Annotated in this window: 22 protein-coding genes; 7 read left to right on the top strand and 15 right to left on the bottom strand. The window is 42.0% G+C overall.

Annotation, left to right across the window (positions count from 1 at the left end; all coding sequences use genetic code 11):
* Position 1: 1 nt before the first annotated feature.
* The 10 genes from mltG to yceD all read right to left on the bottom strand — a co-directional run bounded on the left by mltG (position 2) and on the right by yceD (position 8,183).
* The gene (gene mltG, locus EES38_RS06405; RefSeq protein WP_124936337.1) at positions 2 to 1,018 is read right to left on the bottom strand and encodes an endolytic transglycosylase MltG; all 1,017 of its coding nucleotides are present in this window, start codon (positions 1,016 to 1,018) and stop codon (positions 2 to 4) included.
* Positions 1,015 to 1,818 carry an aminodeoxychorismate lyase gene (pabC, locus tag EES38_RS06400; protein WP_124936336.1) on the bottom strand — a complete coding sequence of 268 codons (804 nt, stop codon included), beginning with the start codon at positions 1,816 to 1,818 and terminating at the stop codon, positions 1,015 to 1,017. Before pabC ends, mltG begins: the two co-directional genes overlap by 4 nt.
* Before the next feature lie 79 nt (positions 1,819 to 1,897).
* The gene (gene fabF / locus EES38_RS06395) at positions 1,898 to 3,142 is read right to left on the bottom strand and encodes a beta-ketoacyl-ACP synthase II (RefSeq protein WP_124936335.1); all 1,245 of its coding nucleotides are present in this window, start codon (positions 3,140 to 3,142) and stop codon (positions 1,898 to 1,900) included.
* Positions 3,143 to 3,236: 94 nt separating this feature from the next.
* On the bottom strand, positions 3,237 to 3,470 hold the full coding sequence (gene acpP, locus EES38_RS06390; RefSeq protein ID WP_014204679.1) for an acyl carrier protein: 234 nt from the start codon (positions 3,468 to 3,470) through the stop codon (positions 3,237 to 3,239).
* A 223-nt stretch (positions 3,471 to 3,693) separates the two neighbouring features.
* Positions 3,694 to 4,428, bottom strand: a complete 735-nt coding sequence (fabG, locus tag EES38_RS06385) for a 3-oxoacyl-ACP reductase FabG (protein ID WP_124936568.1) — start codon at positions 4,426 to 4,428, stop codon at positions 3,694 to 3,696.
* Positions 4,429 to 4,454: 26 nt separating this feature from the next.
* Positions 4,455 to 5,381 carry an ACP S-malonyltransferase gene (gene fabD, locus EES38_RS06380; protein WP_124936334.1) on the bottom strand — a complete coding sequence of 309 codons (927 nt, stop codon included), beginning with the start codon at positions 5,379 to 5,381 and terminating at the stop codon, positions 4,455 to 4,457.
* Positions 5,382 to 5,455: 74 nt separating this feature from the next.
* A complete protein-coding gene (locus tag EES38_RS06375) occupies positions 5,456 to 6,406 on the bottom strand; it encodes a beta-ketoacyl-ACP synthase III (RefSeq protein ID WP_124936333.1) in 951 nt (316 codons plus the stop codon).
* Positions 6,407 to 6,411: 5 nt separating this feature from the next.
* Positions 6,412 to 7,437 (bottom strand): phosphate acyltransferase PlsX, encoded by a 1,026-nt coding sequence (gene plsX / locus EES38_RS06370; protein WP_124936332.1) that lies wholly within the window; start codon positions 7,435 to 7,437, stop codon positions 6,412 to 6,414.
* 9 nt (positions 7,438 to 7,446) lie between these two features.
* Positions 7,447 to 7,617 (bottom strand): 50S ribosomal protein L32, encoded by a 171-nt coding sequence (gene rpmF / locus EES38_RS06365; RefSeq protein WP_021019534.1) that lies wholly within the window; start codon positions 7,615 to 7,617, stop codon positions 7,447 to 7,449.
* A gap of 29 nt (positions 7,618 to 7,646) precedes the next feature.
* On the bottom strand, positions 7,647 to 8,183 hold the full coding sequence (gene yceD / locus EES38_RS06360; protein WP_124936331.1) for a 23S rRNA accumulation protein YceD: 537 nt from the start codon (positions 8,181 to 8,183) through the stop codon (positions 7,647 to 7,649).
* Between the two features lie 148 nt (positions 8,184 to 8,331).
* Here yceD and EES38_RS06355 point away from each other — a divergent pair, with 148 nt between their 5' ends.
* Entirely contained in the window at positions 8,332 to 8,916 is a 585-nt protein-coding gene (locus tag EES38_RS06355) for a Maf family protein (protein WP_124936330.1), read from the top strand.
* A 3-nt stretch (positions 8,917 to 8,919) separates the two neighbouring features.
* On the opposite strand, the gene rluC is transcribed toward EES38_RS06355, so the two are convergent.
* Positions 8,920 to 9,876: a 23S rRNA pseudouridine(955/2504/2580) synthase RluC gene (rluC, locus tag EES38_RS06350; RefSeq protein ID WP_124936329.1), complete on the bottom strand. Its 957-nt coding sequence runs from the start codon at positions 9,874 to 9,876 to the stop codon at positions 8,920 to 8,922.
* Between the two features lie 606 nt (positions 9,877 to 10,482).
* Between rluC and rne the strand changes: the two genes are divergently transcribed.
* Both rne and EES38_RS06340 read left to right on the top strand, forming a co-directional pair.
* On the top strand, positions 10,483 to 13,482 hold the full coding sequence (gene rne, locus EES38_RS06345) for a ribonuclease E (RefSeq protein ID WP_124936328.1): 3,000 nt from the start codon (positions 10,483 to 10,485) through the stop codon (positions 13,480 to 13,482).
* Between the two features lie 210 nt (positions 13,483 to 13,692).
* Positions 13,693 to 15,243, top strand: coding sequence for a SulP family inorganic anion transporter (locus EES38_RS06340; protein WP_124936327.1), 1,551 nt, complete (start codon positions 13,693 to 13,695; stop codon positions 15,241 to 15,243).
* Between the two features lie 44 nt (positions 15,244 to 15,287).
* Here the strand turns inward: EES38_RS06340 and EES38_RS06335 are convergent, their stop codons facing one another.
* Both EES38_RS06335 and adhE read right to left on the bottom strand, forming a co-directional pair.
* On the bottom strand, positions 15,288 to 15,755 hold the full coding sequence (locus EES38_RS06335; RefSeq protein WP_124936326.1) for a 2TM domain-containing protein: 468 nt from the start codon (positions 15,753 to 15,755) through the stop codon (positions 15,288 to 15,290).
* 216 nt (positions 15,756 to 15,971) lie between these two features.
* Positions 15,972 to 18,680 (bottom strand): bifunctional acetaldehyde-CoA/alcohol dehydrogenase, encoded by a 2,709-nt coding sequence (gene adhE / locus EES38_RS06330; RefSeq protein WP_124936325.1) that lies wholly within the window; start codon positions 18,678 to 18,680, stop codon positions 15,972 to 15,974.
* 630 nt (positions 18,681 to 19,310) lie between these two features.
* Here adhE and EES38_RS06325 point away from each other — a divergent pair.
* A complete protein-coding gene (locus tag EES38_RS06325; protein WP_124936324.1) occupies positions 19,311 to 19,949 on the top strand; it encodes a YchE family NAAT transporter in 639 nt (212 codons plus the stop codon).
* Between the two features lie 55 nt (positions 19,950 to 20,004).
* Positions 20,005 to 20,850: an ion transporter gene (locus tag EES38_RS06320; RefSeq protein ID WP_124936323.1), complete on the top strand. Its 846-nt coding sequence runs from the start codon at positions 20,005 to 20,007 to the stop codon at positions 20,848 to 20,850.
* 2 nt (positions 20,851 to 20,852) lie between these two features.
* Here EES38_RS06320 and EES38_RS06315 read toward each other — a convergent pair whose 3' ends face one another.
* Complete coding sequence (locus tag EES38_RS06315; protein ID WP_124936322.1) at positions 20,853 to 21,875, bottom strand: LacI family DNA-binding transcriptional regulator; 1,023 nt, start codon at positions 21,873 to 21,875, stop codon at positions 20,853 to 20,855.
* Positions 21,876 to 22,467: 592 nt separating this feature from the next.
* Here EES38_RS06315 and EES38_RS06310 point away from each other — a divergent pair.
* Positions 22,468 to 23,970 carry a sugar porter family MFS transporter gene (locus tag EES38_RS06310; protein WP_124936321.1) on the top strand — a complete coding sequence of 501 codons (1,503 nt, stop codon included), beginning with the start codon at positions 22,468 to 22,470 and terminating at the stop codon, positions 23,968 to 23,970.
* 87 nt (positions 23,971 to 24,057) lie between these two features.
* Positions 24,058 to 24,936 carry a type 1 periplasmic-binding domain-containing protein gene (locus EES38_RS06305; RefSeq protein ID WP_124936320.1) on the top strand — a complete coding sequence of 293 codons (879 nt, stop codon included), beginning with the start codon at positions 24,058 to 24,060 and terminating at the stop codon, positions 24,934 to 24,936.
* 51 nt (positions 24,937 to 24,987) lie between these two features.
* On the opposite strand, the gene asd is transcribed toward EES38_RS06305, so the two are convergent.
* Positions 24,988 to 26,100: an aspartate-semialdehyde dehydrogenase gene (gene asd / locus EES38_RS06300; protein WP_124936319.1), complete on the bottom strand. Its 1,113-nt coding sequence runs from the start codon at positions 26,098 to 26,100 to the stop codon at positions 24,988 to 24,990.
* Between the last annotated feature and the right edge of the window lie 8 nt (positions 26,101 to 26,108).

Here is a 26,108-nt window from a genome sequence, read left to right as displayed (position 1 = left end):
ATCAATTCTGTTTTAGTTGTTTAAGATAACGCCGCACTGCACGATTGTGTTCTACTAATGTTTTCGAAAACACATGCCCCCCTTTACCACTCGCAACAAAATAAAGGTATTTCGTATCATCCGGCTGTAGAGCTGCCTCTATAGATTTTGTTCCTGGCATTGCAATAGGCGTGGGTGGCAAGCCATTAATGACATAAGTATTGTAAGGCGTTCTTGTCGATAAATCTCGCTTCCTTATATTGCCATCGTATTTATCTCCCATGCCGTAAATAACGGTAGGGTCAGTCTGTAATCGCATCCCTCGTTTCAACCGATTAACAAAAACGGAGGCGACCTGCCTTCTCTCACTCTCTATCGCGGTTTCTTTTTCAATGATAGAAGCAAGAGTTAATGCTTCATAAGGTGTTTTCAAAGGGAGTCCTTCCTGCCTGTTCTCCCAAGCCTTATTTAATATGATCTCGAGCTTTTTATGTGCTCTGCGTAAAATATCAATATCTTTAGTTCCAGAGGTAAAATTGTAAGTTTCAGCTAAAAACAGCCCTTCCAATTTTTTATGCTCTATTCCAAGAGCTGAGGCGATATCATCCTCACTCATATTACCGAGAGTGTGCTTAATTCCAGAGGTGTCAGACAAAGCTTTACGCCATTCAGAGAATCGACTTCCTTCGACAAAAGTAATCGAAAACTGATATTCCTGGCCATCGACCATCTTGATGAGGGCCGCTTTAAGTGACTCCCCAGCGGCTAATTGATAAGTACCCGCTTTAATTCTGGATAATGATGGCTCAACGTGATGGAGAAAACGCGCAACCCATGACGATTCTATCCACTGGTGACTCTCTAACTGGGAAAGCACCGACTGCATTGATGAGCCCCTTTTGACATCGATTAATTGATTCTCTTTAATCTTTAGAGGCTGACCTACAAACTGCTCTACAGATGAATCTAAAAATGCTTTACCAGCACTCACCAAGATGACAACAGCGACGAATGCTACAATAAATAACTTCTTTATCACGTTAAAACCCGTTTTTGTAAGTATTTTGTAGTTTTACCAATGGTAAACTTTTGATTTTCAATTGCTTTAACAGGTGCAATACCAAGGAGGGCGTTACAGATAAACACTTCTTTCGCCGCGAATAAGTCATCTAGAACGTAGCTGCTTTCAACCACACGTAAAGAATGCTGAGACGAGAGCTCAAGAATTTTATGCCTCATAACACCAGCCACACCGGACTGATGTAATTGAGGGGTATAAAGAGTGTCATCGCTGACCCAGAAAATATTCGCCATAGACGCTTCTATGACATGACCGGAGATATCCAAAACAACACCATCTGTCGCCTGCTTTTGTTCTAACTCATTTTTAATCAAAACCTGCTCGAGGCGATTATTATGTTTCATGCCGGCAAGTAATGGGTTAATACCGAGACGGGTATCACAGACGATCAAATCAATGCCGTTCTGCTGCCAATCTCCATAGTGTTCCGGATAGAGAAAACGACTTAGAGTAACTGAGGGTTGCGATATACCTTTAGGGCTGTAGCCTCTGCCACCTTTGCCCCGACTGATATGCAGTTTAACTCCTGCCTTGTCATCAGGTAGTGCAATATCGCTGATCCATGTCAGGACTTGCTTCCAGTCTGGTGGCGTAATGGCTAAACGAGTTAATGAGGACTGTAAACGCTTAAGGTGGTAATCCCACAATTGCGGATATCCATTACGTGTCAAGATTGTCGAAAAACAACCATCACCGTATTGAAAAGAGCGATCTGAAGTCGATACAGATTCTGCTAATTGTCCGTTAATCCAAAACATATCAGTATACCTGTAAAAAGAAACGGCTTAATGCTACGCACTAAGCCGTTTATAGACAAGTCTCAACTCTGTCAGATAACTATATTTTCTTGAAGATCAGTGAACCATTTGTACCACCGAACCCAAATGAGTTACAGATGGCATATTCCATACCTTCCACTTTACGTGCAGTATGAGGAACAAGATCAACATCGATGTCATCTTCAGGATTATCAAGGTTTATCGTTGGTGGAACCATTTGATCAACCAAAGACATTATCGTGATAATCGCCTCAACAGAACCAGCAGCACCAAGAAGGTGACCAGTCATTGATTTAGTCGAAGATACCAGAACTTGCTTCGCTCCAGCTTCACCAAGGGCACGTTTAATACCTTTTAGTTCAGCGATATCACCTGCTGGAGTCGATGTTCCGTGAGCGTTTACATAGCCAATTTGAGTACCCTCAACCTTAGCATCACGCATAGCCGCTTCCATTGCTAGAGCGCCACCAGAACCATCTTCACTTGGAGATGTCATGTGATAAGCATCGCCAGACATTCCAAAACCAACAAGCTCAGCATAAATTTTTGCGCCACGCGCTTTTGCATGTTCGTACTCTTCAAGAACGATCACACCTGCACCATCACCTAGAACGAAACCATCACGGTCTTTATCCCAAGGACGAGAAGCTTTTTGAGGTTCATCATTACGAGTCGACAGCGCTTTGGCAGCACCGAATCCAGCAATACCCAATGGAGTTGATGCTTTTTCTGCACCACCTGCAACCATTGCATCGGCATCACCATAGGCGATCATACGCGCAGCATGACCAATGTTATGCAGACCAGTTGTACACGCTGTTGAAATAGCAATGTTTGGTCCACGAAGTCCACGCATAATAGATAAGTTACCCGCAACCATATTTACGATAGTTGAAGGAACGAAGAATGGGCTAACTTTGCGAGGACCCTTCTCAACTAATGCTTGATGACCTTTCTCGATGAGATCCAGACCACCAATACCAGAACCTATTGCAACACCAACTCGGGGTGCATTTTCTTCTGTAATCTCAAGACCAGAATCATCTAGGGCTTGAATGCCAGCTGCGATACCGTACTGGATAAACAAATCCATTTTACGAGCATCTTTTTTTGACATGTACTCTTCGCAATTAAAGTCTTTGACTAAACCTGCGAAACGAGTTGAAAAATTACTGGTATCAAAGTGTTCGATATTACAGATACCACTTTGACCTTCTAGCAGGGCTTTCCACGAAGATTCTACTGTGTTGCCAACTGGTGACAACATTCCCATGCCAGTGACAACGACACGACGCTTGGACACAATCATTTCTCCGGAATTGTACAATTCTTATGAGAGGGGTAGATGATGATTAAGTAAAAACTCAGGCGGTCAGAAGACCGCCTGGAGAGATAGATTACTGAGCGCTATTTACGTAGTCGATCGCAGCTTGAACAGTAGTGATCTTCTCTGCTTCTTCATCAGGAATCTCAGTGTCGAATTCTTCTTCAAGAGCCATAACTAGCTCTACAGTGTCTAGAGAATCAGCACCTAGGTCTTCAACGAAAGAAGCTTCGTTTTTAACTTCAGCTTCGTCTACACCTAGCTGTTCAACAATGATTTTCTTTACGCGTTCTTCGATGTTGCTCATTTTTTCTTTTCCTTTACAGATTTCGCTCTATGCGATGTTTCCGTAGTTTATTAGAACTAGGGAAAGTTGCAAGAGGGTCATCGCTGGTCAAACCACAAAATTGACGATTTTAACCGAAATTCTGACCATAATTGACTTAAATCATGCACAAAAGTTGCGCACTCAGTGATTTTTTTAGCGAAAAGGTTAAAAACATAAATTTTTTAATCTTTTCAAAAAAACACTATACCATGTACATACCACCGTTGACGTGTAACGTTTCACCAGTAATATATGCAGCTTCCGGAGAAGCTAAAAATGCGACTGCTGATGCAATTTCGCGAGGATCACCCAAGCGACCAGCTGGAACTTGTGCAAGTGTAGCAGCTCTTTGGTCATCATTCAGTGCTTTTGTCATATCAGTTTCAATAAATCCAGGCGCAACAGTATTTACTGTGACACCGCGTGAAGCAACTTCACGAGCCATTGATTTTGTGAAACCAATTACTCCAGCCTTAGCTGCTGAGTAATTTGCTTGTCCTGCATTGCCCATAGTACCAACAACAGAACCAATGTTGATGATACGACCAGCACGTTTTTTCATCATACCACGCAGAACGGCCTTAGATAGGCGGAAAATCGATGTTAAATTAGTATCTAGAATATCCAGCCACTCATCGTCTTTCATGCGCATTAGCAGGTTATCACGAGTGATCCCAGCATTATTGACCAAAATATCTATGGCACCAAATTCGTCATTAATTGACTTAAGTACAGCATCAATAGATTCAACATCAGTGACATTTAACGCTAAACCTTTACCGTTTGAGCCTAAATATTCACTGATAGCAGTAGCACCACTTTCACTTGTCGCAGTACCAATAACTTTCGCACCACGCTCAACCAAGAGTTCAGCGATAGCTCGACCAATACCACGACTCGCGCCAGTCACTAAAGCAACTTTACCTTCTAGATTCATGAAATTACTCATGTTTCCCTTTCCTGTTATGACTTGACTACTTCAAATGATGCCGAATCATTTACGGCAGCAGCATCAAGTGCTTTTACGATACGTTTTGCTAGGCCAGTGAGTACTTTACCTGGTCCAACTTCAATAAGTTTTTCTACGCCTTGTTCATGCATTTTCTGCACGCCTTCGGTCCAACGCACTGGGCTATATAGCTGACGAACGAGTGCATTTTTAATATTTTCAGGCGATGTCTCAGCGATAACATCTACGTTATTGATAACGGGAATCGCTGGGGAATTGAATTCAATCTCTTTTAGTGCTTCAGCTAACTTATCTGCAGCTGGCTTCATGAGAGCACAGTGAGAAGGTACCGATACAGGTAATGGAAGCGCACGTTTAGCACCCGCTTCTTTACACAAAGCACCAGCTCTTTCAACTGCCTCTTTGTTTCCCGCAATCACAACTTGTCCTGGAGAGTTAAAGTTTACCGGTGATACAACCTGACCTTCAGCCGCTTGCTCACAAGCGGCCGCAATAGCTGCATCATCCAGACCGATAATTGCATACATCGCACCAGTACCTGCAGGTACTGCCTTTTGCATTAACTGACCACGCAACTCAACGAGTTTAATCGCCTGTTTAAAATCAATAACACCAGCACAAACCAATGCTGAATATTCACCCAGACTGTGTCCCGCAAGAACCGCAGGTTGTTCTAGTCCTTGTTCCTGCCATACTCGCCAAATAGCGACAGAAGCAGCCAAAAGGGCCGGTTGAGTACGGAATGTTTCATTCAAATCTTCAACAGGACCATTTTGAACTAAGTTCCACAAATCATAGCCAAGGACACTTGATGCCTCTGCAAATGTGTCTTTTACTGTATTAAACTGTTCACCCAGTTCTGCAAGCATCCCCACTGATTGAGAACCTTGCCCTGGAAATACAATAGCAAATTTGCTCATTATAAATTTTCCTAGTTTAGAAATTAACTATGCAAGGTAAACCTATCTAATCACCCTGCCAATATAATTAGTTTTTAAAATTTGATAAGAGCAGAACCCCAAGTGAATCCACCACCGAACGCTTCAAGTAGCAAAGTCTGCCCTCTTTGAACTCGGCCATCACGTACCGCTTCGTCTAGTGCACTTGGAACTGACGCAGCAGATGTATTACCGTGACGATCGAGTGTAACCACGACTTGATCCATTGGCATAGACAGCTTCTTTGCGGTCGCGGATATAATGCGCAGGTTTGCCTGATGTGGCACAAGCCAGTCTAGCTCCGATTTATCCATATTATTCGCAGCAAGCGTATCTTTTACCAAGCGAGCTAACTGGGTGACAGCAACTTTGAATACTTCATTTCCAGCCATATGAAGCCACTTATCTGGTGCGTCACCGTTCTCAGGTACTTCCAAACTAAGTAGTGGGCCATGTTCGCCATCAGAGTATATATGAGTCGACAGGATACCAGGCTCTTCACTTGCGCCCACAACTACGGCGCCAGCGCCGTCACCAAATAGGATAATCGTAGAACGGTCCTCAGGATCGCAGGTCCGAGACAGGGCATCCGCTCCGATAACTAAGATATTTTTACACATGCCAGATTTGATATGCTGGTCAGCAATAGAGAGACCGAACATAAATCCAGAACATGCCGCTGCCACATCAAACGCAGGGCACCCTTTGATACCAAGCTTGGCCTGAACCTGACAAGCTGATGATGGGAAGGTATGGCTACCGCTAGTGGTAGCAACAATAATCATGTCGATATCAGATGCATCAATACCAGACATCTCGAGCGCTTTTTCAGCCGCATAGAATGCCATCGTCGCAACTGACTCGTCATCAGCAGCAATGCGTCGTTCTTTTATACCAGTCCTCGTGACAATCCACTCATCACTCGTCTCTACCATTTTCTCTAAATCAGCGTTGGTACGCACATGAGATGGCAGGTAGCTGCCTGTTCCTAAAATTTTGCTAAACATGAAGACTAATAATGCCTCTCGAGTAAAACCGCTTCTAACCGATCGCTGATACGACTAGGTACTTGTCTATTTATTTCATGTACCGCTTCTCCAATCGCATTGACGACAGCAGATACATCAGCTCTTCCATGGCTTTTTACAACAATACCGCGCAATCCTAACAAACTTGCGCCATTATACTGGTCGGGGTTCAGTGTTTTTAATTCCGTAAACAGATCAGCAAATAGTTTTTTTGCAATCCAACCTTTTAGTGATGAGCCAAACATTTTTCCTTTTAGCTTATCAATAAAAAGCTGAGCGGTCCCTTCGCAAGACTTCAGACACACATTGCCAACAAAACCATCGCAGACAATGACATCCGCCACATCATTTAGTAGCTGATTTCCTTCAACATTTCCAATAAAATCAATCGATGATGTCTGTTTTAGCATCTCAGCGCAACGTTTTACCTGATCGTTACCCTTAATTTCTTCTTCACCAATATTAAGTATGGCAATGCGAGGCTGGCGGTCAATATGCTGTTCCGCTAAAGCACTACCCATTACGGCGAACTGAAACAATGAGTCTGCATTACTTGAAACATTCGCACCTAAGTCAAGCATCCATGTTTTCTGACCAGACATTGTTGGCAACGCAGTGACTAACGCTGGGCGATCAATTCCTGGTAATAATTTTAGACGAAAACAAGACAACGCCATTAAAGCACCGGTATTTCCCCCACTAACACAAGCTTGGGCCTCTCCACTTGCAACCATATCAATCGCAATCCCCATCGAACTCTTGAGTCGATGACGAATAGCCAAAGAGGGTTTCTCGGAGTTAGAGATAACTTGATCACTATGTTCGATCCTCAACCGAGTATCGTCAGAGTAACCTAATAAAGACAACTGTTGGGTGATATCGTTCCGATCACCGGTGATAATCACTTTAAGCTCTGGGAAATGCGACAGTGCCTGCACGGCGGCAGGCACTGTGACGCGAGGACCAAAATCCCCGCCCATTGCATCAAGTGCAACGGTTAAATTATGCAAAGGTCAACCTTACTTGTTGATAACCTTTTTGCCACGGTAATAACCGTCAGCAGTCACGTTGTGACGTAGATGAGTTTCACCTGAAGTCGCATCTACAGAAAGAGCTGCAGTTGTTAGCGCATCATGTGAACGACGCATACCACGCTTAGAACGTGTTTTACGGTTTTGTTGTACGGCCATGGACCCTACTCCTATTTATGTGTTAATGCTTAAGAATCTGACTGATTCTTTAGGCTCTTTAAAACATCAAATGGATTTGGCTTTGTCTCCTCGACTTCGTCGGGAAGGTCACCAAACACCATATTATCCGAATTAACGCTACAATCCGCATCATCGTGCATTGCTACTTGAGGCAAGTTTATGATGAACTCATCTTCAACAAGTTGAATAAGGTCGATTTCTCCATACTCATTCCGATCTACCAAATCGTACTCTTCTGGGATCTGTTCTTCACTATTACTTCCCACCACAGGAGTATAAGTGAAGTCAACTTCACACGTATGTGCAAACACCTCATTACAACGCTGACAGACTAAATCCACTTCAATGTTAGCTTTACCAGAGATAACAATGAGTTTTTGTTCATCAATCTCAAATGACAATGAGACTTCTGCGTCGCGTTTAACGCCTGCGACTGATTCCATTAAACGCTTAAAAAGACTGATTTGGATGATACCATCATAATCTAGTTTTTTCTGAGCGGCTTTTAACGGATCAACCGTCCGCGGTATTTTTACCTTTTGCATAGGGCGCGAATATTATCTTCCAAATCAAATTTAGTCAAAGAAAAAGGACAAAAAGTTAAACTTTTTTCCTTTCATGGCTTAAAAACTATGAAGCTGACAATATTATCGTATAACCTAAATGGAATTAGCTACAACTATTCAAGAAAAAATGAAAAATCCTCAACTTGTTCTCGCGTCAACCTCCCCTTTTCGCCGAGAGATATTGGAAAAGCTCTCCATCGCTTTTATTACTGAAGCACCGAATTGTGATGAGACACCTTTAGCAAATGAATCGCCACTCGCGCTGGTTGAACGCCTAGCGATCACGAAAGCGAAATCCTGTCACAGCGATACACCAAGTTTGATTATCGGATCGGATCAAGTGTGTGTGGTCGATAGCAAAATCATAGGCAAACCGCACTCGCGCGACAAGGCAATAGAGCAACTCAATGCTCAGAATGGTCGTTCTATTACTTTTCTTACAGGACTCGCTTTGTATAACAGTGTTACAGGTAATATCCAAAGTTCGGTAGAATCATACACTGTCCACTTTCGGCTTCTCTCAGCCCAACAAATAGAAGCCTACGTCGATAAAGAACAACCTTTCTCTTGTGCTGGAAGTTTTAAAAGCGAAGGGCTGGGAGTTTCGCTATTTAAGAGAATGGAAGGCGATGACCCAAATACCCTTATAGGATTGCCGTTAATTAAATTAATCGACTTTTTGGCCAACGAGGGTATTCAGGTTTTATCTTAAACATTAAGATTTGGACTTTCTCATTCCTCGAAGCGTTGATTCGAGGATATCATCCATTGGCGCTTCTATTTCCATCCACTCTTCGCTGCCTGGATGGGTGAATCGAATGTGTGCAGCGTGAAGAAAAAGTCTGTTTAAGCCAAACTTTGCAGTGTAGGCATCAAACCGTCGATCGCCATAGCGATCATCCCATGCGATTGGATGACCAGCATACTGGGTATGTACCCGTATTTGGTGAGTTCTACCCGTAATAGGACTTGCTTGGATCAATGTGGCATCAGCAAACGCTTCCATTATTTTAAAACGAGTTTCAGAGGGTTTTCCATTTGGGTTCACTCTAACAATGCTGTTCACTTCGTTTTTCTGCAGAGGCGCATTTATCTTGACACAACTTTTCTTCCAGCTCCCCATCACTAACGCAAAGTAGTATTTCTGTACGGTTTTTTCGCGAAACTGAGCCTGTAAATGGCGTAACGCAGAACGCTTTTTTGCAATCAAAAGAATACCGGATGTGTCTCTATCAATTCGATGTACTAATTCAAGGAAACGCGCTTCCGGTCTTAGCGCTCTTAACCCTTCAATTGCACCGAATTTAAGACCGCTACCGCCATGAACCGCCGTTCCTGAAGGCTTATTCAGCACCAACATATGATCATCTTCAAACAGGATACAGTCCTGTAACTCTGCGACCTTTGCAAGCTTAGCGCTTACAGGGGCTGACTCATTTTGTGAAGACTCTGCGATTGTCACTGGAGGAATACGAACGACATCTCCGGCTGCTATTTTATATTCAGCTTTAACCCTCTTTTTATTCACTCGTACCTCACCTTTACGAAGGATACGATAGACAACGCTTTTGGGAATCGACTTCAGGCGATTACGCAAAAAATTATCAATGCGCTGGCCGGCCATATCGTCATCTATTTCAACAAACTGAACTTGGGTTTTTATTTCACTCATGAGGTATTGTGTACATAAATTAGGAAGAATTACGTTTGTCACGTTAACACGTCAAAAATCAGACATCGTTCAACTGACTAAAAACACTATTTTCGCATTGTCCGTCACTGAATGATAGATATTCGCTGATATTTTATAGTTGGCACTTAACTAAGGAATCGATGAATGATAATAAAACAATTAATTAGGTGTTAATATCCCTCCAATTCAACGACAATGAACACTATATTTTTGCAAAGCAGATTGCTGAATTTGAGCACCACTGCTATAGTTCATATCTGCAGTAATAGCATTGGTGGCGATTTAATCTTAGCCGCTGTGTTTTTGAGCAAATTGTGAGTAGAACGGCGTATTGTTATGCAGCAAATGGCGTAAGACATAACAGTGACACACACCTTCTTGTTGCTCTACTCATGCTTTCATGTTGAGTAATTACCGCGTTAAGAGCGGATCACAGGTTGTAGTCTACCTGTGAATACTGTCGTGCCCTCAGAGCATCCCTTCCAGCCGGGAGGCTGCATAAATAAAGCCATGGGATCAGGCACCATGAAAATATAAGCGACAAGAAAAATAAACAAAAGCAAAGAACTATAACGAGACTTTTAAATGAAAAGAATGTTAATAAACGCAACTCAAAAAGAAGAGATGCGTGTTGCGTTGGTCGACGGCCAGCGTCTTTTCGATCTAGATATCGAAAGCCCCGGGCATGAATCGAAGAAAGCCAATATTTATAAAGGTCGAATCACAAGAGTTGAGCCAAGCTTGGAAGCAGCATTTGTTGATTACGGCGCAGAAAGACATGGTTTTCTACCTCTAAAGGAAGTAGCAAAAGAGTACTTTCCAGACGGATACACTTATCAGGGACGTCCAAGCATCAAGGAAGTTCTTAGTGAAGGTCAAGAGGTTATTGTCCAAGTTGAAAAAGAAGAGCGTGGCAGCAAAGGTGCCGCTTTAACAACGTTTATTTCATTGGCAGGAAGCTATCTTGTTTTAATGCCAAACAATCCTCGTGCTGGCGGTATTTCTCGCCGAATCGAAGGTGATGAAAGAACCGAATTAAAGGAGGCTTTGAGTACATTAGTCCTCCCTCAGGGAATGGGACTGATTGTACGTACAGCTGGTGTTGGTAAAAGTGCTGAAGAGCTTGAGTGGGACTTAAATGTTCTTTTGAACCACTGGAGCGCTATCAAGCAAGCTTCTGATTCAAACCCAGCACCTTTCTTGATCCACCAGGAAAGTAACGTCATCGTACGTGCCATTCGTGACTATCTACGCCGCGATATTGGCGAAATTCTTATCGATAGTAATACTATCTACGAACGTGCTTTAGAGCACATCAAACTTGTTCGTCCTGACTTTGTTTCTCGTGTCAAAAAATACGATGGCGAAGTTCCTCTGTTTAGCCACTATCAGATCGAAAGTCAGATCGAGTCAGCATTTCAACGTGAAGTTAGACTACCATCAGGCGGTTCTATTGTTATAGACCCTACTGAAGCGCTAACCTCAATTGATATTAACTCTGCCCGTGCAACAAAAGGCGGAGATATAGAAGAAACAGCACTCAACACCAACCTCGAAGCGGCCGATGAAATTGCCCGACAATTGCGTTTACGTGACTTGGGTGGTTTGGTTGTTATCGACTTCATCGATATGACTCCTGTGCGTCACCAGAGAGAAGTGGAAAATCGTCTTCGTGAAGCCGTTCGTGTTGACAGAGCTCGAGTACAAATTGGCCGTATTTCTCGCTTTGGTCTTTTAGAGATGTCCAGACAACGTCTGAGTCCATCTCTTGCAGAAGCAAGCCATCATATTTGTCCACGCTGTTCTGGTACTGGTGTGGTTCGTGATAATGAATCTCTGGCATTGTCTGTTCTTCGTCTAGTTGAAGAAGAAGCATTAAAAGATAACACATCGCAAGTCCTTGCAGTTGTACCTGTGCCAATAGCATCTTATCTACTGAATGAAAAAAGACGCTCAATTAATCATATTGAACGTATTCAGGAAGTGAAGATCACTATCGTACCAAACTCAGATATGGAAACTCCGCATTTCGACGTTATCCGTATTCGTGAAGGTGAAGAGCAAGATTTGTTGTCTTACTTGATTCCTAAAAAGCTAGAAGCAATGCGCGAAGCTGAGCTGGAAGAAAAAGAAGCAGACTACAAACCTCGTCGACTTGAAGAACCCGTTCTTAAGGGCTTCTCATCACCAACATCAGCGCCTCAACCAGCGCCAGTAAAAGCGGAAAAAGTTGAGTCTGTTGAAGAGAGCAAACCTAGTTTAGTTTCTCGCTTCTTCAAAGCACTAGGCAGTATTTTCTCGGATTCTTCAGACGATACAAGCAAAGCGCCTAAAGAGCAGGAAACAGAAAATAAACAACAAGACGATAATCGCTCAAATCAGCGTAATAACAAACGTCGTCAAGGAAAGCCAGATCAGCGTAAGCGGAAACCAGGCGAAAATAGTAACCGTCGTAACACTAAGCCTGCCGAGAAAGCCCCTGCACCTTCCGACAAAGAGCTTAATAACGCTAATACAGCAAATAAATCTCAGGAAGAGCGTAAACCTAAACAACGCAAGAACAATAGACAGGACCGTCGTAATAAAAATGATAACCCTCGTAACAATGAGCTTGCAGAACAAGGACAGAAGTTAGCGACAGAAGCAAGAGAAGAGCAATCGTCAGCAACAGAACAGTCTACAGAAACAAATCAACGTACTAAGACTGTTAAGCAACGTCGCGAGCGTAGAAAGCTAACTAAGCAGGTTCGAGTGAATCACGATGATGCACTTGAAACCGACTCAGTTGCGGAAGAGAATATTACTGAGAATAACGATTTTAAACAAAACGTTATCACTCCGTCTCAGTCAGTTGATAATCCATCTCCGGCTCAAGTAAACGTTGAAAGTGGTAATGAGCAGGATGATAAGGCTTCTGAAGATAAGCCTCAACAACGTCGTTCTCGCCGCTCACCACGCCACTTGAGAGCCAATGGACAAAGACGTAGACGTGGACGTGATCGTAGACCTAACCCATTCCGTTTAAGAAAAGGAGGGGTAGCTTCTCCTGAGATGGCTATGGGTAAAGTAATGCCTCGTTATGATTTACCTAAAAAGTACAACGAGCAGCCTAAGCCTGAGATTAAACCTGAGGTCAATGCGACTGAGGTAGTATCACTATCTCCTGCAGTTGGTGGTGTTTCACGCCCTGAGATGGCAATGGGTAAAATAATTATCCCTAGTCAAGCAGTTGTAGTTGAGACTACAGTAGAAGTAGCAAATGCTCCAAAAGAACAGCCAAAAGTTGAAGAAGCAATAGAGGCCGTACCAACAACTCCTGTTGTGGAAGAAGCTGTTGTCGTTACTGACGAAGCAGATCAGATGGACAGCACAGCACCATTAGATAGCAAAGACGCTGAAACACCTATTACTGCTAAAGGCCATGCTACCTCACCAATGACGAAAGCACCTGCTGTTGATGAAGTCAAAGAGATTATTATCAACGCCGCACCACAGAAAGACGTTCGATATGAAGGTCGTAGTGCGGGAGGGCAAGCAGCCACAAGTCAAGCTCAGGCTCAAATGACTAAACCAAGCTTGTTTTAATTCAATTAGTTAGCCTAAATTTAATAGCCCCTAAAATAGGGGCTATTTTTTTGTTTAGTTGAACTTCATCACGGAATTCGGTAGCATTCGCGTTTCTGACTGAAAATCGACCAATACACTACACCTTTTACTTAAACCATTTTTGCCTGTAGCCAGTATTGTTCTGCTTTCAATTCAAATTAATCCCCAATACTTGAGCTTATTATAGTCATGATCGAAAACTCAAAAATGTCTGTGAAGAATGATGTCCTATCAGGACTCACTGTTGCCTTAGCACTGGTTCCGGAAGCGGTCGCCTTTGCCTTCGTAGCTGGTGTAGATCCCATGGTGGGCCTATACGCAGCCTTTATCGTTGGTTTAATCACTTCTCTATTTGGTGGTCGACCAGGGATGATATCCGGCGCAACTGGCGCAATGGCCGTTGTAATGGTCAGTCTTGTTGCTACTCATGGTGTTGAATACCTGTTTGCAACGATCTTCTTTGCCGGTATTTTTCAGATATTAGCAGGTGTGTTCAAGCTAGGTAAATTTATCCGTATGGTTCCGCACCCTGTAATGATTGGGTTTGTGAATGGCTTAGCTATCGTTATCTTCCTTGCTCAGTTGGGGCAGTTTAAAGCGCCAACACTTGAAGGTACGCTTGCCTGGTTACCAAAGGGCGAAATGTTCTTAATGCTTGGCTTAGTCGCCCTGACGATGGCAATTATCCACTTTCTACCTAAGTTTACTAAAGCTGTTCCCTCTTCTCTTGCGGCGATAGTAACTGTTACCCTAATTGTCCAAGTATTCAATCTAGATACACGCACAGTTGTAGACTTCCTACGTACAATGGCAGGCAACGATTCCGCGACACTCGCGGGTGATTTACCTACATTCTCTATTCCTAGCGTGCCTTTTAACCTAGAAACATTAAAAATAATCCTGCCTTACGCAGTCATTCTTGCCGCAATTGGTCTTATCGAGTCACTATTAACATTGACCGTTCTTGACGAAATGACTAACTCTCGTGGTCAATCAAACCGAGAGTGTATGGGTCAGGGCCTTGCCAATATCACATGTTCTATGTTTGGAGCTATGGGCGGCTGTGCCATGATTGGCCAATCGATGATTAATGTAAACTCAGGCGGTAGAGGACGTTTGTCTGGCGTTGTAGCTGCTGTGATGCTGTTGGTATTCATACTATTCACGTCCTCCTTGATTGAGATGATTCCTTTAGCAGCCCTAGTCGGCGTTATGTTTATGGTGGTAATAGGAACATTCGAATGGGCGACGTTCAAACTCGCAAGAAAAGTACCTCGTAAAGACTTCTTTGTCATTCTGTTGGTTACTATCGTTACCGTCTTTACTGATTTGGCGATTGCCGTGTTTGTTGGCGTTATTGCTTCAGCGCTTATGTTTGCGTGGGATCATGCTAAGCATATTTCAGCAAAAACCGAAACCACAGAAAATGGTCAGAAGGTCTATCTAGTTCGTGGTCCTGTTTTCTTTGGCTCAACCAGTCACTTTTTGGAGTTGTTTGATGCCGAAAACGATCCAAATGATGTCATTATCGACTTTGGGCTATCACGAGTGGCTGATCACTCAGCAATTGATGCGATTGAAACGTTGGCTGAGCGCTATGCTGCGCTAGGCAAAACGTTACACTTACGCCATCTAAGTACAGACTGCCATGCCTTACTCAAGAAAGCTGGCAGCTTGATAGAAGTGAATGCAGACGAAGATCCTATTTATAAAGTCGCAACCGATGCCTTAGCAGGCTAAATTATCAATCTATGTCTATGAAAAAGCCGCTCTGGCGGCTTTTTTTATAGCTTTCTTCCTAAGCGTTTTTCTACCTGTTTTCGTTCCCAATTGGCACTAAACAAATTGAAAACCTCAAACGTACTTAACGCATGCGAAATAATACCAATGCCCCAACCTAGTGCTGGCCAAAAGGCCCATAAATAATCAGGATCAGTCGCTATGTTGATAATAAACAGCATTGCGATAACTACAACATACGTTAGTAGGTTGGTATAAAAGCTTTTTATTTCTCTCACCTTTTCGATGGCTGCGTTTTCTTGTGCTAGCTCTTTTTCATTCACGTTCATAGTTTCTGTACCCTGTAAGTCTGATAGTTGAACATCAAATGCAGCGGCAAGCGATTTCAAAGATTCAAGACTCGCAGTTTGTCCTCTTTCCAATCGTTGGATTGTCCGAATACTCAGTCCGGAAAACTCCGCTAACTGTTCCTGAGACCAACCTCTTTGCAGTCTAAATTTTCTTATCATCACAACCACTCCTTTTTACTGTGTATTGTTCAAACTTACTTAAAAACACCACCAGAGAACACGACACCACCCCGACATCAAGATGACAATAAAACAAAATCAATAAGTTATGGATAACCTAATGTTAAACCAGATTAAACCTAACTCGAATTAAAAGAAATAAAAAAGCCCCAACTTTCGTTGGGGCTTATCACTAAGCATTAACTTAATGGAGTCAAATTAAGCATCAGCTTTTGCTTTTTTTGCTTTAGGAGTAACGACTTTATCCGCTTCCTGATCCGCTTTTTTCTTGATAACAGTTGTACCTTCAACGTTTTCACCTTCAACGAAAGGTTTACCGTAGTAAGAAGCTAACAGAACTTCTTTTATTTCGCTGATTAGTGGGTAACGTGGGTTTGCACCAGTACATTGGTCATCAAACGCATCTACTGCAATTTGGTCAATCTTCGCTAGGAAGTCAGCTTCAGCTACGCCTGCATCACGAATTGATAGAGGAATATCTAACTCAACTTTTAGCGCTTCCAACCAGTTCAACAGATTCTCAATTTTTTGAGATGTACGGTCAGTTGGTTTTGCTAGTCCTAGTGATTCTGCAATTTCAGCATAACGACGACGAGCTTGAGGACGGTCATACTGAGAGAATGCAGTTTGTTTAGTTGGGTTATCATTCGCGTTATAGCGGATAACATTAGTCAGTAATAGAGCATTCGCTAAACCGTGAGGAATGTGGAAAGCATTACCGATTTTGTGTGCGATTGAGTGACATACACCCAAGAAAGAGTTCGCAAACGCAATACCAGCGATAGTCGCAGCATTGTGAACTTTTTCACGAGCGATTGGGTCTTTAGCACCATTTACATAGCTTGATGGTAAGTACGCTTTTAGAATTTTAAGCGCTTGTAAAGCTTGACCATCTGAGTATTCGTTCGCTAGAACTGACACATAAGCTTCTACAGCGTGAGTAACCGCATCATAACCACCGAACGCAGTTAGAGACTTAGGCATATTCATCACTAGGTTAGCATCGATGATAGCCATATTTGGAGTTAGCTCGTAATCCGCTAGAGGATATTTCGCACCAGTTTCGTCATCAGTCACAACCGCGAATGGAGTCACTTCAGAACCAGTACCAGAAGTAGTAGTAATACATACTAATTCTGCTTTTTCACCCATTTTAGGGAACTTGTAAATACGTTTACGGATATCCATAAAGCGCATTGCTAGTTCTTCAAAGTGAGTTTCTGGGTGCTCGTACATTACCCACATGATTTTCGCTGCATCCATTGGTGAACCACCACCTAGAGCAAGGATAACATCAGGCTGGAATGCTTGCATTTGAGCTGCACCACGTTTAACGATTGATAATGTTGGGTCAGCTTCTACTTCGAAGAAAGTCTGAACTTCGATACCCTGCTCTTTAAGCAAGCGTTCAATATCTTCTGCATAACCATTGTTAAATAGGAAACGGTCAGTCACTAGGAATGCACGTTTTTTACCAGCTAAATCGCCTAGAGCAACTGGCAAGCTACCACGGCGGAAGTAGATTGATTTTGGAAGTTTATGCCACAACATGTTCTCAGCTCTCTTAGCAACAATTTTCTTGTTGATTAGGTGTTTAGGTCCTACGTTCTCAGAAATTGAGTTACCACCCCAAGAGCCACAACCTAATGTTAGAGAAGGTGCAACGTTGAAGTTATATAGGTCACCAATACCACCGTGAGTTGTTGGGATATTGATTAGAATACGAGCTGTTTTTAGTTTGTCACCAAAGTAGCGAATACGATCTGCATTCACATCTTGGTTAGTGTATAGACCTGAAGTATGACCGATACCACCGATCTCAACCATGTGAACAGCCTGCTCTACTGCATCTTCAAAATCATCTGCACAGAACATACCTAAAGTTGGAGAAAGTTTTTCGTGAGCGAAAGCATCGTCAGTGTGAACTTTTCCGTTTAGACCTTCACCAATTAGAACTTTAGTGTCTGCAGGAACAGTAACGCCTGCCATTTCTGCAATAGCAACTGCAGGTTGACCAACGATTTTTGCGTTTAGAGCGCCATCAATCAATAGAACTTTGCGTACTTTATCTGCTTCAGCTTTGCTTAGAACATAGCCTTTGTGTGAAGCGAAACGTTCTTTTACTTCTTGGTAAACATCTTTAACAACGATAACAGCCTGCTCTGAAGCACATACAACACCGTTATCAAATGTTTTAGACATAAGAACTGATGCTACTGCACGTTTTACGTCTGCAGTTTCATCAATCACAACAGGTACGTTACCCGCACCAACACCAATAGCTGGCTTACCTGATGAGTATGCAGCTTTAACCATGCCTGGGCCACCAGTAGCAAGGATAAGAGCGATATCGTCATGTTTCATTAAGGCATTTGATAGTTCAACTGAAGGTTGATCAATCCAACCAATAATGTCTTTTGGAGCACCCGCTGCAATAGCAGCTTCTAAAACCAGTTTAGCAGCATCATTTGTAGAGTTTTTCGCACGTGGGTGTGGCGAGAAAATAATACCGTTACGAGTTTTAAGTGAGATTAATGACTTAAAGATCGCAGTTGAAGTAGGGTTAGTTGTTGGAACAATACCACAGATAATACCTACAGGCTCAGCAATAGTCATAGTTCCCATGTTGTCATCTTCTTCAAGAATCCCACATGTTTTCTCATCTTTGTATTTGTTGTAGATGTACTCAGATGCGAAGTGGTTTTTGATTACCTTATCTTCCACAATACCCATGCCAGATTCCGCAACAGCTTGTTGTGCTAGAGGAATACGAGCTTGGTTTGCAGCAAGAGATGCTGCACGGAATATTTTGTCTACTTGCTCTTGAGAGTAAGTAGCAAATTCTGCTTGAGCCGCTTTAACACGAGCAACGAGAGCATCAAGTTCCGCCAAATTAGTTACAGGCATAATGAATCTCCTAAAATTAAAAAATTATTAAAAACTCTTTATTAAGGCTGCTGAAGGAAGATAAGGCTGAAAACTTAAATCTTATTTTCTACATACTTATTAAAAAGCTTTCATGGGTGCAGTATAGACGTTCACAAACCGAAAACATTGACTCAGATCAGTTATGAAAAATTAATTCAAAGACTACATTTCATTAACTTTAAAAAAACAACGTAAAGCATTGTTTATATAAGATAAAAATGGGATTCAAACCTAGAAGATAATTTTTTTCAGCATTCAAAATAATAGAACGTTTGTATCAAAATGTAACAAATTTACATCACCATTTTTTTAAAATGCATGTTAATCGCGATGTTCGTGCTACTAGTAGTATATTACTGCCTAAAAACAGGTGAATTCAACAACGTTTTCTTTACAAAATTATTACTAATATCATTTAGTATTTTCATTCTCTGTAGTAATACAACATTTGTAATTTATCCCTTTACTGAGTCATGGATTCATTAGTTTTTTTAGGGGTGCCACCTCATAAACCCCTAATTAATTTCATTCGTCTCAGCTGATATTTTGTCCTACATTAGCGCCACTTTTTAATCACTTATTCTATTTAATCTCAATCGAGAACTTAAAATGCAACTAGCTGAATTTGCAATTTTTTTACAGTTTTTCCTTGGCCTAATAGCGGCAGTCAACCCTATTGGTATCATGCCCGTATATATATCCTTAACTAGCCACATGACTCCAGAGGAAAAAAATAAAACTGCACTGACAGCCAATATTGCTGTCGCAGCAATTTTAATTATCTCTTTGTTGGCGGGTCAGGTATTACTGGATATGTTTAGTATTTCTCTCGACTCCTTCCGTGTCGCAGGTGGTTTGCTATTGATGTCAATCGCATTTTCAATGATGAGCGGAAAGATAGGAGAAGATAAACAGAATAAGCAGGAAAAATCTGAATACGTCAGCAAAGAGCAAGTTGCCGTGGTACCTCTCGCGATGCCACTAATGGCTGGTCCTGGTGCTATAAGCTCAACAATTGTCTATGGTTCGCGTTATCCGGGAACATTAGATACACTTGGAATCGTATTAACAGTCGTTATCTTTGCGATAGCTTCGTGGCTTCTATTCCGCGTTGCCCCTTATATCGTGCAGTGGCTCGGACAAACAGGTATCAACGTCATAACGCGTATCATGGGATTGGTATTGGGAGCACTAGGCATTGAATTTATTGCGAATGGCTTAAGAAATCTCTTTCCTGGATTAGCATAGAACTCAGATAATTATTATCATAAAGAGAATTTATTCCTAAAATTGTATAAGTGTCATGACCCAGCAATCTTTCAAGCAACGTCTCTACGTCATCATATTCGGAACGCATACCCCAGCAGGCAGATGGTTTGACATCTGCCTTATCATATCGATTCTGACTTCATTGGCAGTACTTATCCTTGACTCAGTACCAGATATTCATGCGCACTGGAAAATTGAGCTTAAAGTACTGGAATATTGTTTCACCGGACTATTCACTCTAGAATATATAGCCCGTCTTTACTGCTCTCCACGCCCCGTGGCTTATGCTAAATCCTTTTATGGCATAATTGATCTTCTGGCCATCATCCCTACTTACCTAGCATTTATCTTCCCTGCAGCAACCTATGTTGTTGTCATACGACTACTTCGGGTCATGAGAATATTTCGAATCCTTAAACTTGTACGCTATTTGCAGGATTCGAATATACTGATGCGCTCTCTGCTTATGGCTAGACGCAAAATTTTTGTCTTCTTTAGTATGGTGACGGTATTGGTCACTATATTTGGTGCATTAATTTTTGTAATCGAGGGGCCAGAGAATGGATTTACCAGCATTCCCCAAAGTATTTATTGGGCCATTGTGACCATTACGACAGTAGGTTATGGAGATTTGATTCCTCAAACAGCATTGGGAAAAACCGTGGCCTCGCTCACTATGCTGTTAGGTTATTCAATTATTGCGGTTCCAACAGGAATTATCACTGCGGAACTAAATAATGAAATGAACGCCCACAGAGAACTTGTGAAATGTCCCAATTGCTCATCAACAGGACATGAATCCGATGCTTTATACTGCAAATACTGTGGTAGTGAACTTGCTGATCCGGATAAGAGAGTTGTGCCAGTACAAAAAGAATAGGCTTAGCCTCTTCTCAGGTGCGAAGTACGGCAGATCAACTTACCGGGTAACAACTCTTTATTTTTATTCCAGTCCGGATTAAGTAGTCTCGCTATCGATTTATCGATTATGTCGGATACCGGTTGTAGATACGTTGTAAGGTTATAGGAAGTCGCTTCACTAAGATTGATACCATCAAAGCCAACAATGCCAATATGGTGACCCTGACCGAAATCTTTAAGTGCATCCATAGAAGCCATCGCCAAAATATCGTTTTCGCAAAACAAAGCATCAATATAATCTTTAGGATCGGTGTTTTGTAAATACTCTTTCATTGAACGATAACTCGATGCATAGTCAAATTGATCAGCATGTAGCATCGTATGAAGCTCAACCTCCTGAGAACTAAGGAAATCTCGATACCCATCCAAGCGTAACAATTCCCAAGAATAGTTTCCGGGTCCCTGCATATAGCCGAATCGAGTATAACCTTGCGAAAATAATAGTCGCCCCAACTCCTGACCGCCCATGTAGCCATTGGTTGTGACAATTTGAATTTCTGAGTTCACACTATTTCGAAACATCTGCACAAGATTAATATCGTGGTCGTTTTTCGCCAGAGTAAGAATATCGTCAGACAATACCGTTCCCGTGAACAACAATCCATCAACTTGAAGCTGATCAGCCAATTGAAGTACAGATTTATAGCTTGATTCCTCAGATATATTTAGAAGCAGGGACATAAATCCACGATTCTGTAACTGTGTGGTAATTTCATCAAGAACAGGTGCGATATGAGGGTTGTTTAACTGATCGACAACGATTCCAATAATGTTTGTTCTCTTTTTGGACAGGCTACGCGCCAGCAAGTTAGGTCGATATCCCAATTCATCTGCAGCTTTTAAAACCTTTTCTCTTGTATCAACAGAAATCGGGGCACCTTCAGTGAATGCACGATTTACAGTCCATTTGGAAACCCCAGCTTTTACCGCAACATCTCGCGCTGTGGCTTTGTTACGTCTTACTAATGAATCGCTTTTATTCATATTGTTATCTCTTAATCCACTGCTCACACTCTATACAAAACAAGTGTAAACGACAATGCCCACCAATTGCACCCGAGAGCATTATCGTCTTAAATATTTGTGACCACTTGCATAAAACCCAACACTTCCCTTTTTAAAACCCCTTTTAGAGCGCTATCTTGTCTACATATCAACCAGATCATTAAACTTAATTAGCGATATTTTGTGATATTTATCACTATATATTTTCTTATTAGAGTTAATACATAGCAAATAATCATAAATACGTGATCTAGCAGATTAATTTAGAAATCTCTGCTCCCGGGAGAAAGGCAATCAGGAAATACGTGAATTAAGTCCGAAAATAAATTCATAAAAGCAACATAATGCTCCCGAGAGCACAAAGGAATTTAAATTGAATCAAGGGTGGAAATAATTATGGAAACTGAAATCTCTTACAAGAAACATTTAACGTGTCGATCAGTGTGCAACCAAGTTGAAAGCATTACGTAAACGACGTTGAAGTTCATTCGAACATAACAACCCTAACCGAATGAATACTGATACATCATCTTACCCTACAGCTTATAAATAAATCTGCATCGGAGGATTTATGTCCAATAACGTAATAAACACGAGACAAGGGGACACTAACTATAGTGTTAAATATATACTCTTTATTTGTGGTGTCGCAGCACTAGGTGGCCTACTACTTGGTTACGATACCGCTGTGATATCTGGTGCGATTAATCCAATCAGAGATCACTTTCAACTCAGCTCAATCGGTGTTGGCTGGGCAGTATCCAATGTCGCCATCGGTTGTATCATTGGTGCTTTCTGGTCCGGCCCTCTATCTAGAAAATACGGTCGTAAAAAATCACTCATCTTTTCAGCGCTTCTGTACACTATATCAGCAGCAGGATCCGCCCTTGCAACTTCCTTCTTTTGGTTTGTTATTTTTCGCATGATTGGTGGTTTGGCCGTTGGTATCGCGTCATCTGTATCACCAATGTACATGTCTGAAGTGTCACCAAAGCAAATCCGTGGACGAGCTGTTGGTATGCAAAACTTCGCTATCGTAGGTGGTCAAGTTGTTATTTTTATCGTGAACTTCTCCATTGCCAGAGGGATGTCTGCTGATTGGCTAAACGATGTTGGCTGGAGAATTATGATTGGCTCTGAAACTATTCCTTGTATCTTATTCATGATCTTTTCTCTTCTTATCCCTGAATCACCTCGTTGGTTAATGATGATGAATCGTAAAGAAGAAGCCAAACAGGTTTTAATCAAGATCTTTCGTGATGAAGGACATGCAGCGACTTTGATGCAACAGATTGATGCCAGCAACAAAGAGTGCGAGTCAAAATCCGTTGCCGAACAGAAACGTTCACTTTATAAAGAAAAATTGTTCTGGATGATTGTGATTATTGCTTGTGGCGTGTCGATCTTCGGTCAGGCGAGTGGCGTGAACGTATTCCTCTATTACGCTCCGGTAATTTTAGAAAGAGTTACTGGTAGTAATGACACAGCACTCTTCCTCACGATCTTCATCGGTATTACTCAATTAATTGGTACCACGACCAGTGCTTTCTTAATGGACAAAGTTGGACGCGTACCGTTGCTAAAATTCGGTTCTCTAGGTAGCGCGGCGGGTTTATTGCTGACCTCTTATTTCCTATACCAATCACATGGACTGACTGGTGAAGCAGCCATCAACATGGGCTACTGGACACTCGGCGGAATGGCTGTCTTTATGATTTGCTTCTCTCTATCTTGGGCATTAGGTGCTTGGTTGGTTGTATCAGAGATGTTCCCAAACCGTATGCGCTCAGTTGGTATGGGTATGGCAATCGGTGCTGTATGGGTAAGTAACTTCATTATTGGTCTTGCATTCCCAGTAATGAATGACAGTGTCTACCTCAATACCCACTTTAAAGGCGCATTCCCTATGTGGGTGTTCGCTGTATGTATGATTCTTGCCTATCTTTTTGTGCGCAGGTATGTACCAGAAACCAAAGGAATTCCTTTGGAAGAAATGGAACAGTGCTTTATCGAAAAACAACAACAGTATGGCTATAAGAAAGACCAGGAAGTGGAAGACAGCGTTCACATTTAAATAAGAAACGCCACCGATGGGAAGAGGCACTTCTTCCCATCTTTTTCACTATATTTGACTCTCCAAGCTTTGAATAGGATGGGTAAAATGGATAACTTTACCAATACGACTCAACCAAACCTTACACACATACCCAGCAAGAATTGGCGACGCCGAACTAAATCATCCACTTATTACATCGGCATCTACATTCAACAAGACATTCCTGGCTCTTGCAAAAATTTGCTTGATAATATTTCGGGAGAACACCTTATCCAAGGAAGACAATATCAGATAACGGTGAAAACAATTGGCTCTCGACTCAATGCAGAGGACTTATATGATACAGAAGATGATGCCATTGGTTTAATCGCATGTAACAGTAAAGAGACTCAGCAGACAATCAAGTATTTTCAACGCCGAAAAATTCCAGTGTTTAGCTTGTTCTATTCTATTTCATCATCTTATCTAAAAGGGCATATCACCATTGAAAGCTTCAAATCAGGTAGAACAGCTGCTTGGTATATTGCGAACTTCTGTGATGAAAAACCTAAAATCGGTTTACTCTATGAGCACGACGATTTAAATTTTTTTACTGAACAAGAAATAGGATTTCGTAGCTTTTTAAGAGAAAAGAATATTCAGGCTGAAATTACCGAAATCAATACAGACACACTAGCATTCAGTGACCTGACACAAGATCACTCGCTTTATAATCTAGATGCTCTTTATTTTATATCTGGCAAATGTAGAGAAACGGATAATATGGATAGCAAACTGCCCAAAGATCCACTGATTATCACCAATGCGATGACAAGTAATCGTGATATTTTAGATTTTGGTCTGACTGATATATCCATGGTTATTTCTGAATCGGAGTTTCTGGATAAGATCATTCAATGCGTTAGCGGTTCAAGCACTATAAATAGTTACAAACCAAACTCTTTCTATGTTGATCTTCACCCACACTGTATTGAAAGTATCTAATACAAAAAAGGCGCTTATTCAGCGCCTTTCATTACTGGAGAGTTTGTATACTTACTTTTCAGCAAGAATGATGCGTAGTGTTCTTCTTAAAGGTTCTGCAGCACCCCATAAAAGCTGGTCACCAACAGTGAATGCATTGAGGTAATCATCACCCATAGCCAACTTACGCAGACGACCAACTGGCACTGATAAGGTACCCGTTACTTTCGCTGGCGAAAGTTCTTTCGCAGTGATGTCACGTTCGTTAGGAATCACTTTAACCCAATCGTTATGAGATGCGATCATTTCTTCAATTTCATCTAGTGGCGCTTTCTGCGTCAGTTTGATAGTAATTGCTTGCGAGTGACAACGCATTGCACCGATACGAACACATGTACCATCGATTGGAATCGGTGAGTTTTGCAGGCCAAGAATCTTGTTCGCCTCAACACCCGCTTTCCACTCTTCTTTGCTCTGTCCATTATCACGCTTAACATCAATCCAAGGGATCAATGAACCCGCTAGAGGTGCGCCGAATTCAGCCGTAGGGAAGGAGTCAGAACGAAGCGTTTCAGCGACTTTACGGTCAATTTCTAGAATAGAACTTGCAGGGTTAGCTAGCTCGCTACTCACACTGTCGTTAACAACGCCCATTTGTGCAATTAGCTCACGCATATTTTTTGCACCAGCACCAGAAGCGGCTTGATAAGTCATAGGACTCATCCATTCAACCAAGCCTTTTTCAAATAGGCCACCCAGAGCCATCAACATTAAACTAACGGTACAGTTACCGCCAACAAATGTCTTAGTACCACCGTGAATACCTTCTTGGATTTGTTTTAGGTTCACAGGATCTAAAGTGATGATTGAATTATCAGCCATACGTAGGGTTGACGCTGCGTCAATCCAATAGCCTTTCCAGCCTGCCTTTTGCAGTTCTGGGTAAACTTTTTCTGTGTAGCTGCCGCCTTGGCACGTAATTACCGCATCTAACGTCTTTAAGCTTTCAATGTCGAAAGCGTCTTGTAGTAATCCAGCATCTTTACCAAAGTTTGGTGCTGCAATACCAATCTGTGATGTACTGTAGAAAACTGGCTCGATAAGGTCAAAATCACCTTCTTCGACCATGCGCTGCATAAGTACCGAACCGACCATGCCACGCCATCCAACTAAACCTACTCTCATGTACAAAC

The organism is Vibrio viridaestus (assembly GCF_003856525.1).
In the GTDB taxonomy this organism is placed as follows: Bacteria; Pseudomonadota; Gammaproteobacteria; order Enterobacterales; family Vibrionaceae; genus Vibrio; species Vibrio viridaestus.
The sequence above is the reverse complement of the archived record's forward strand: the minus strand, read 5'-3'. Positions and strand labels throughout refer to the sequence as shown.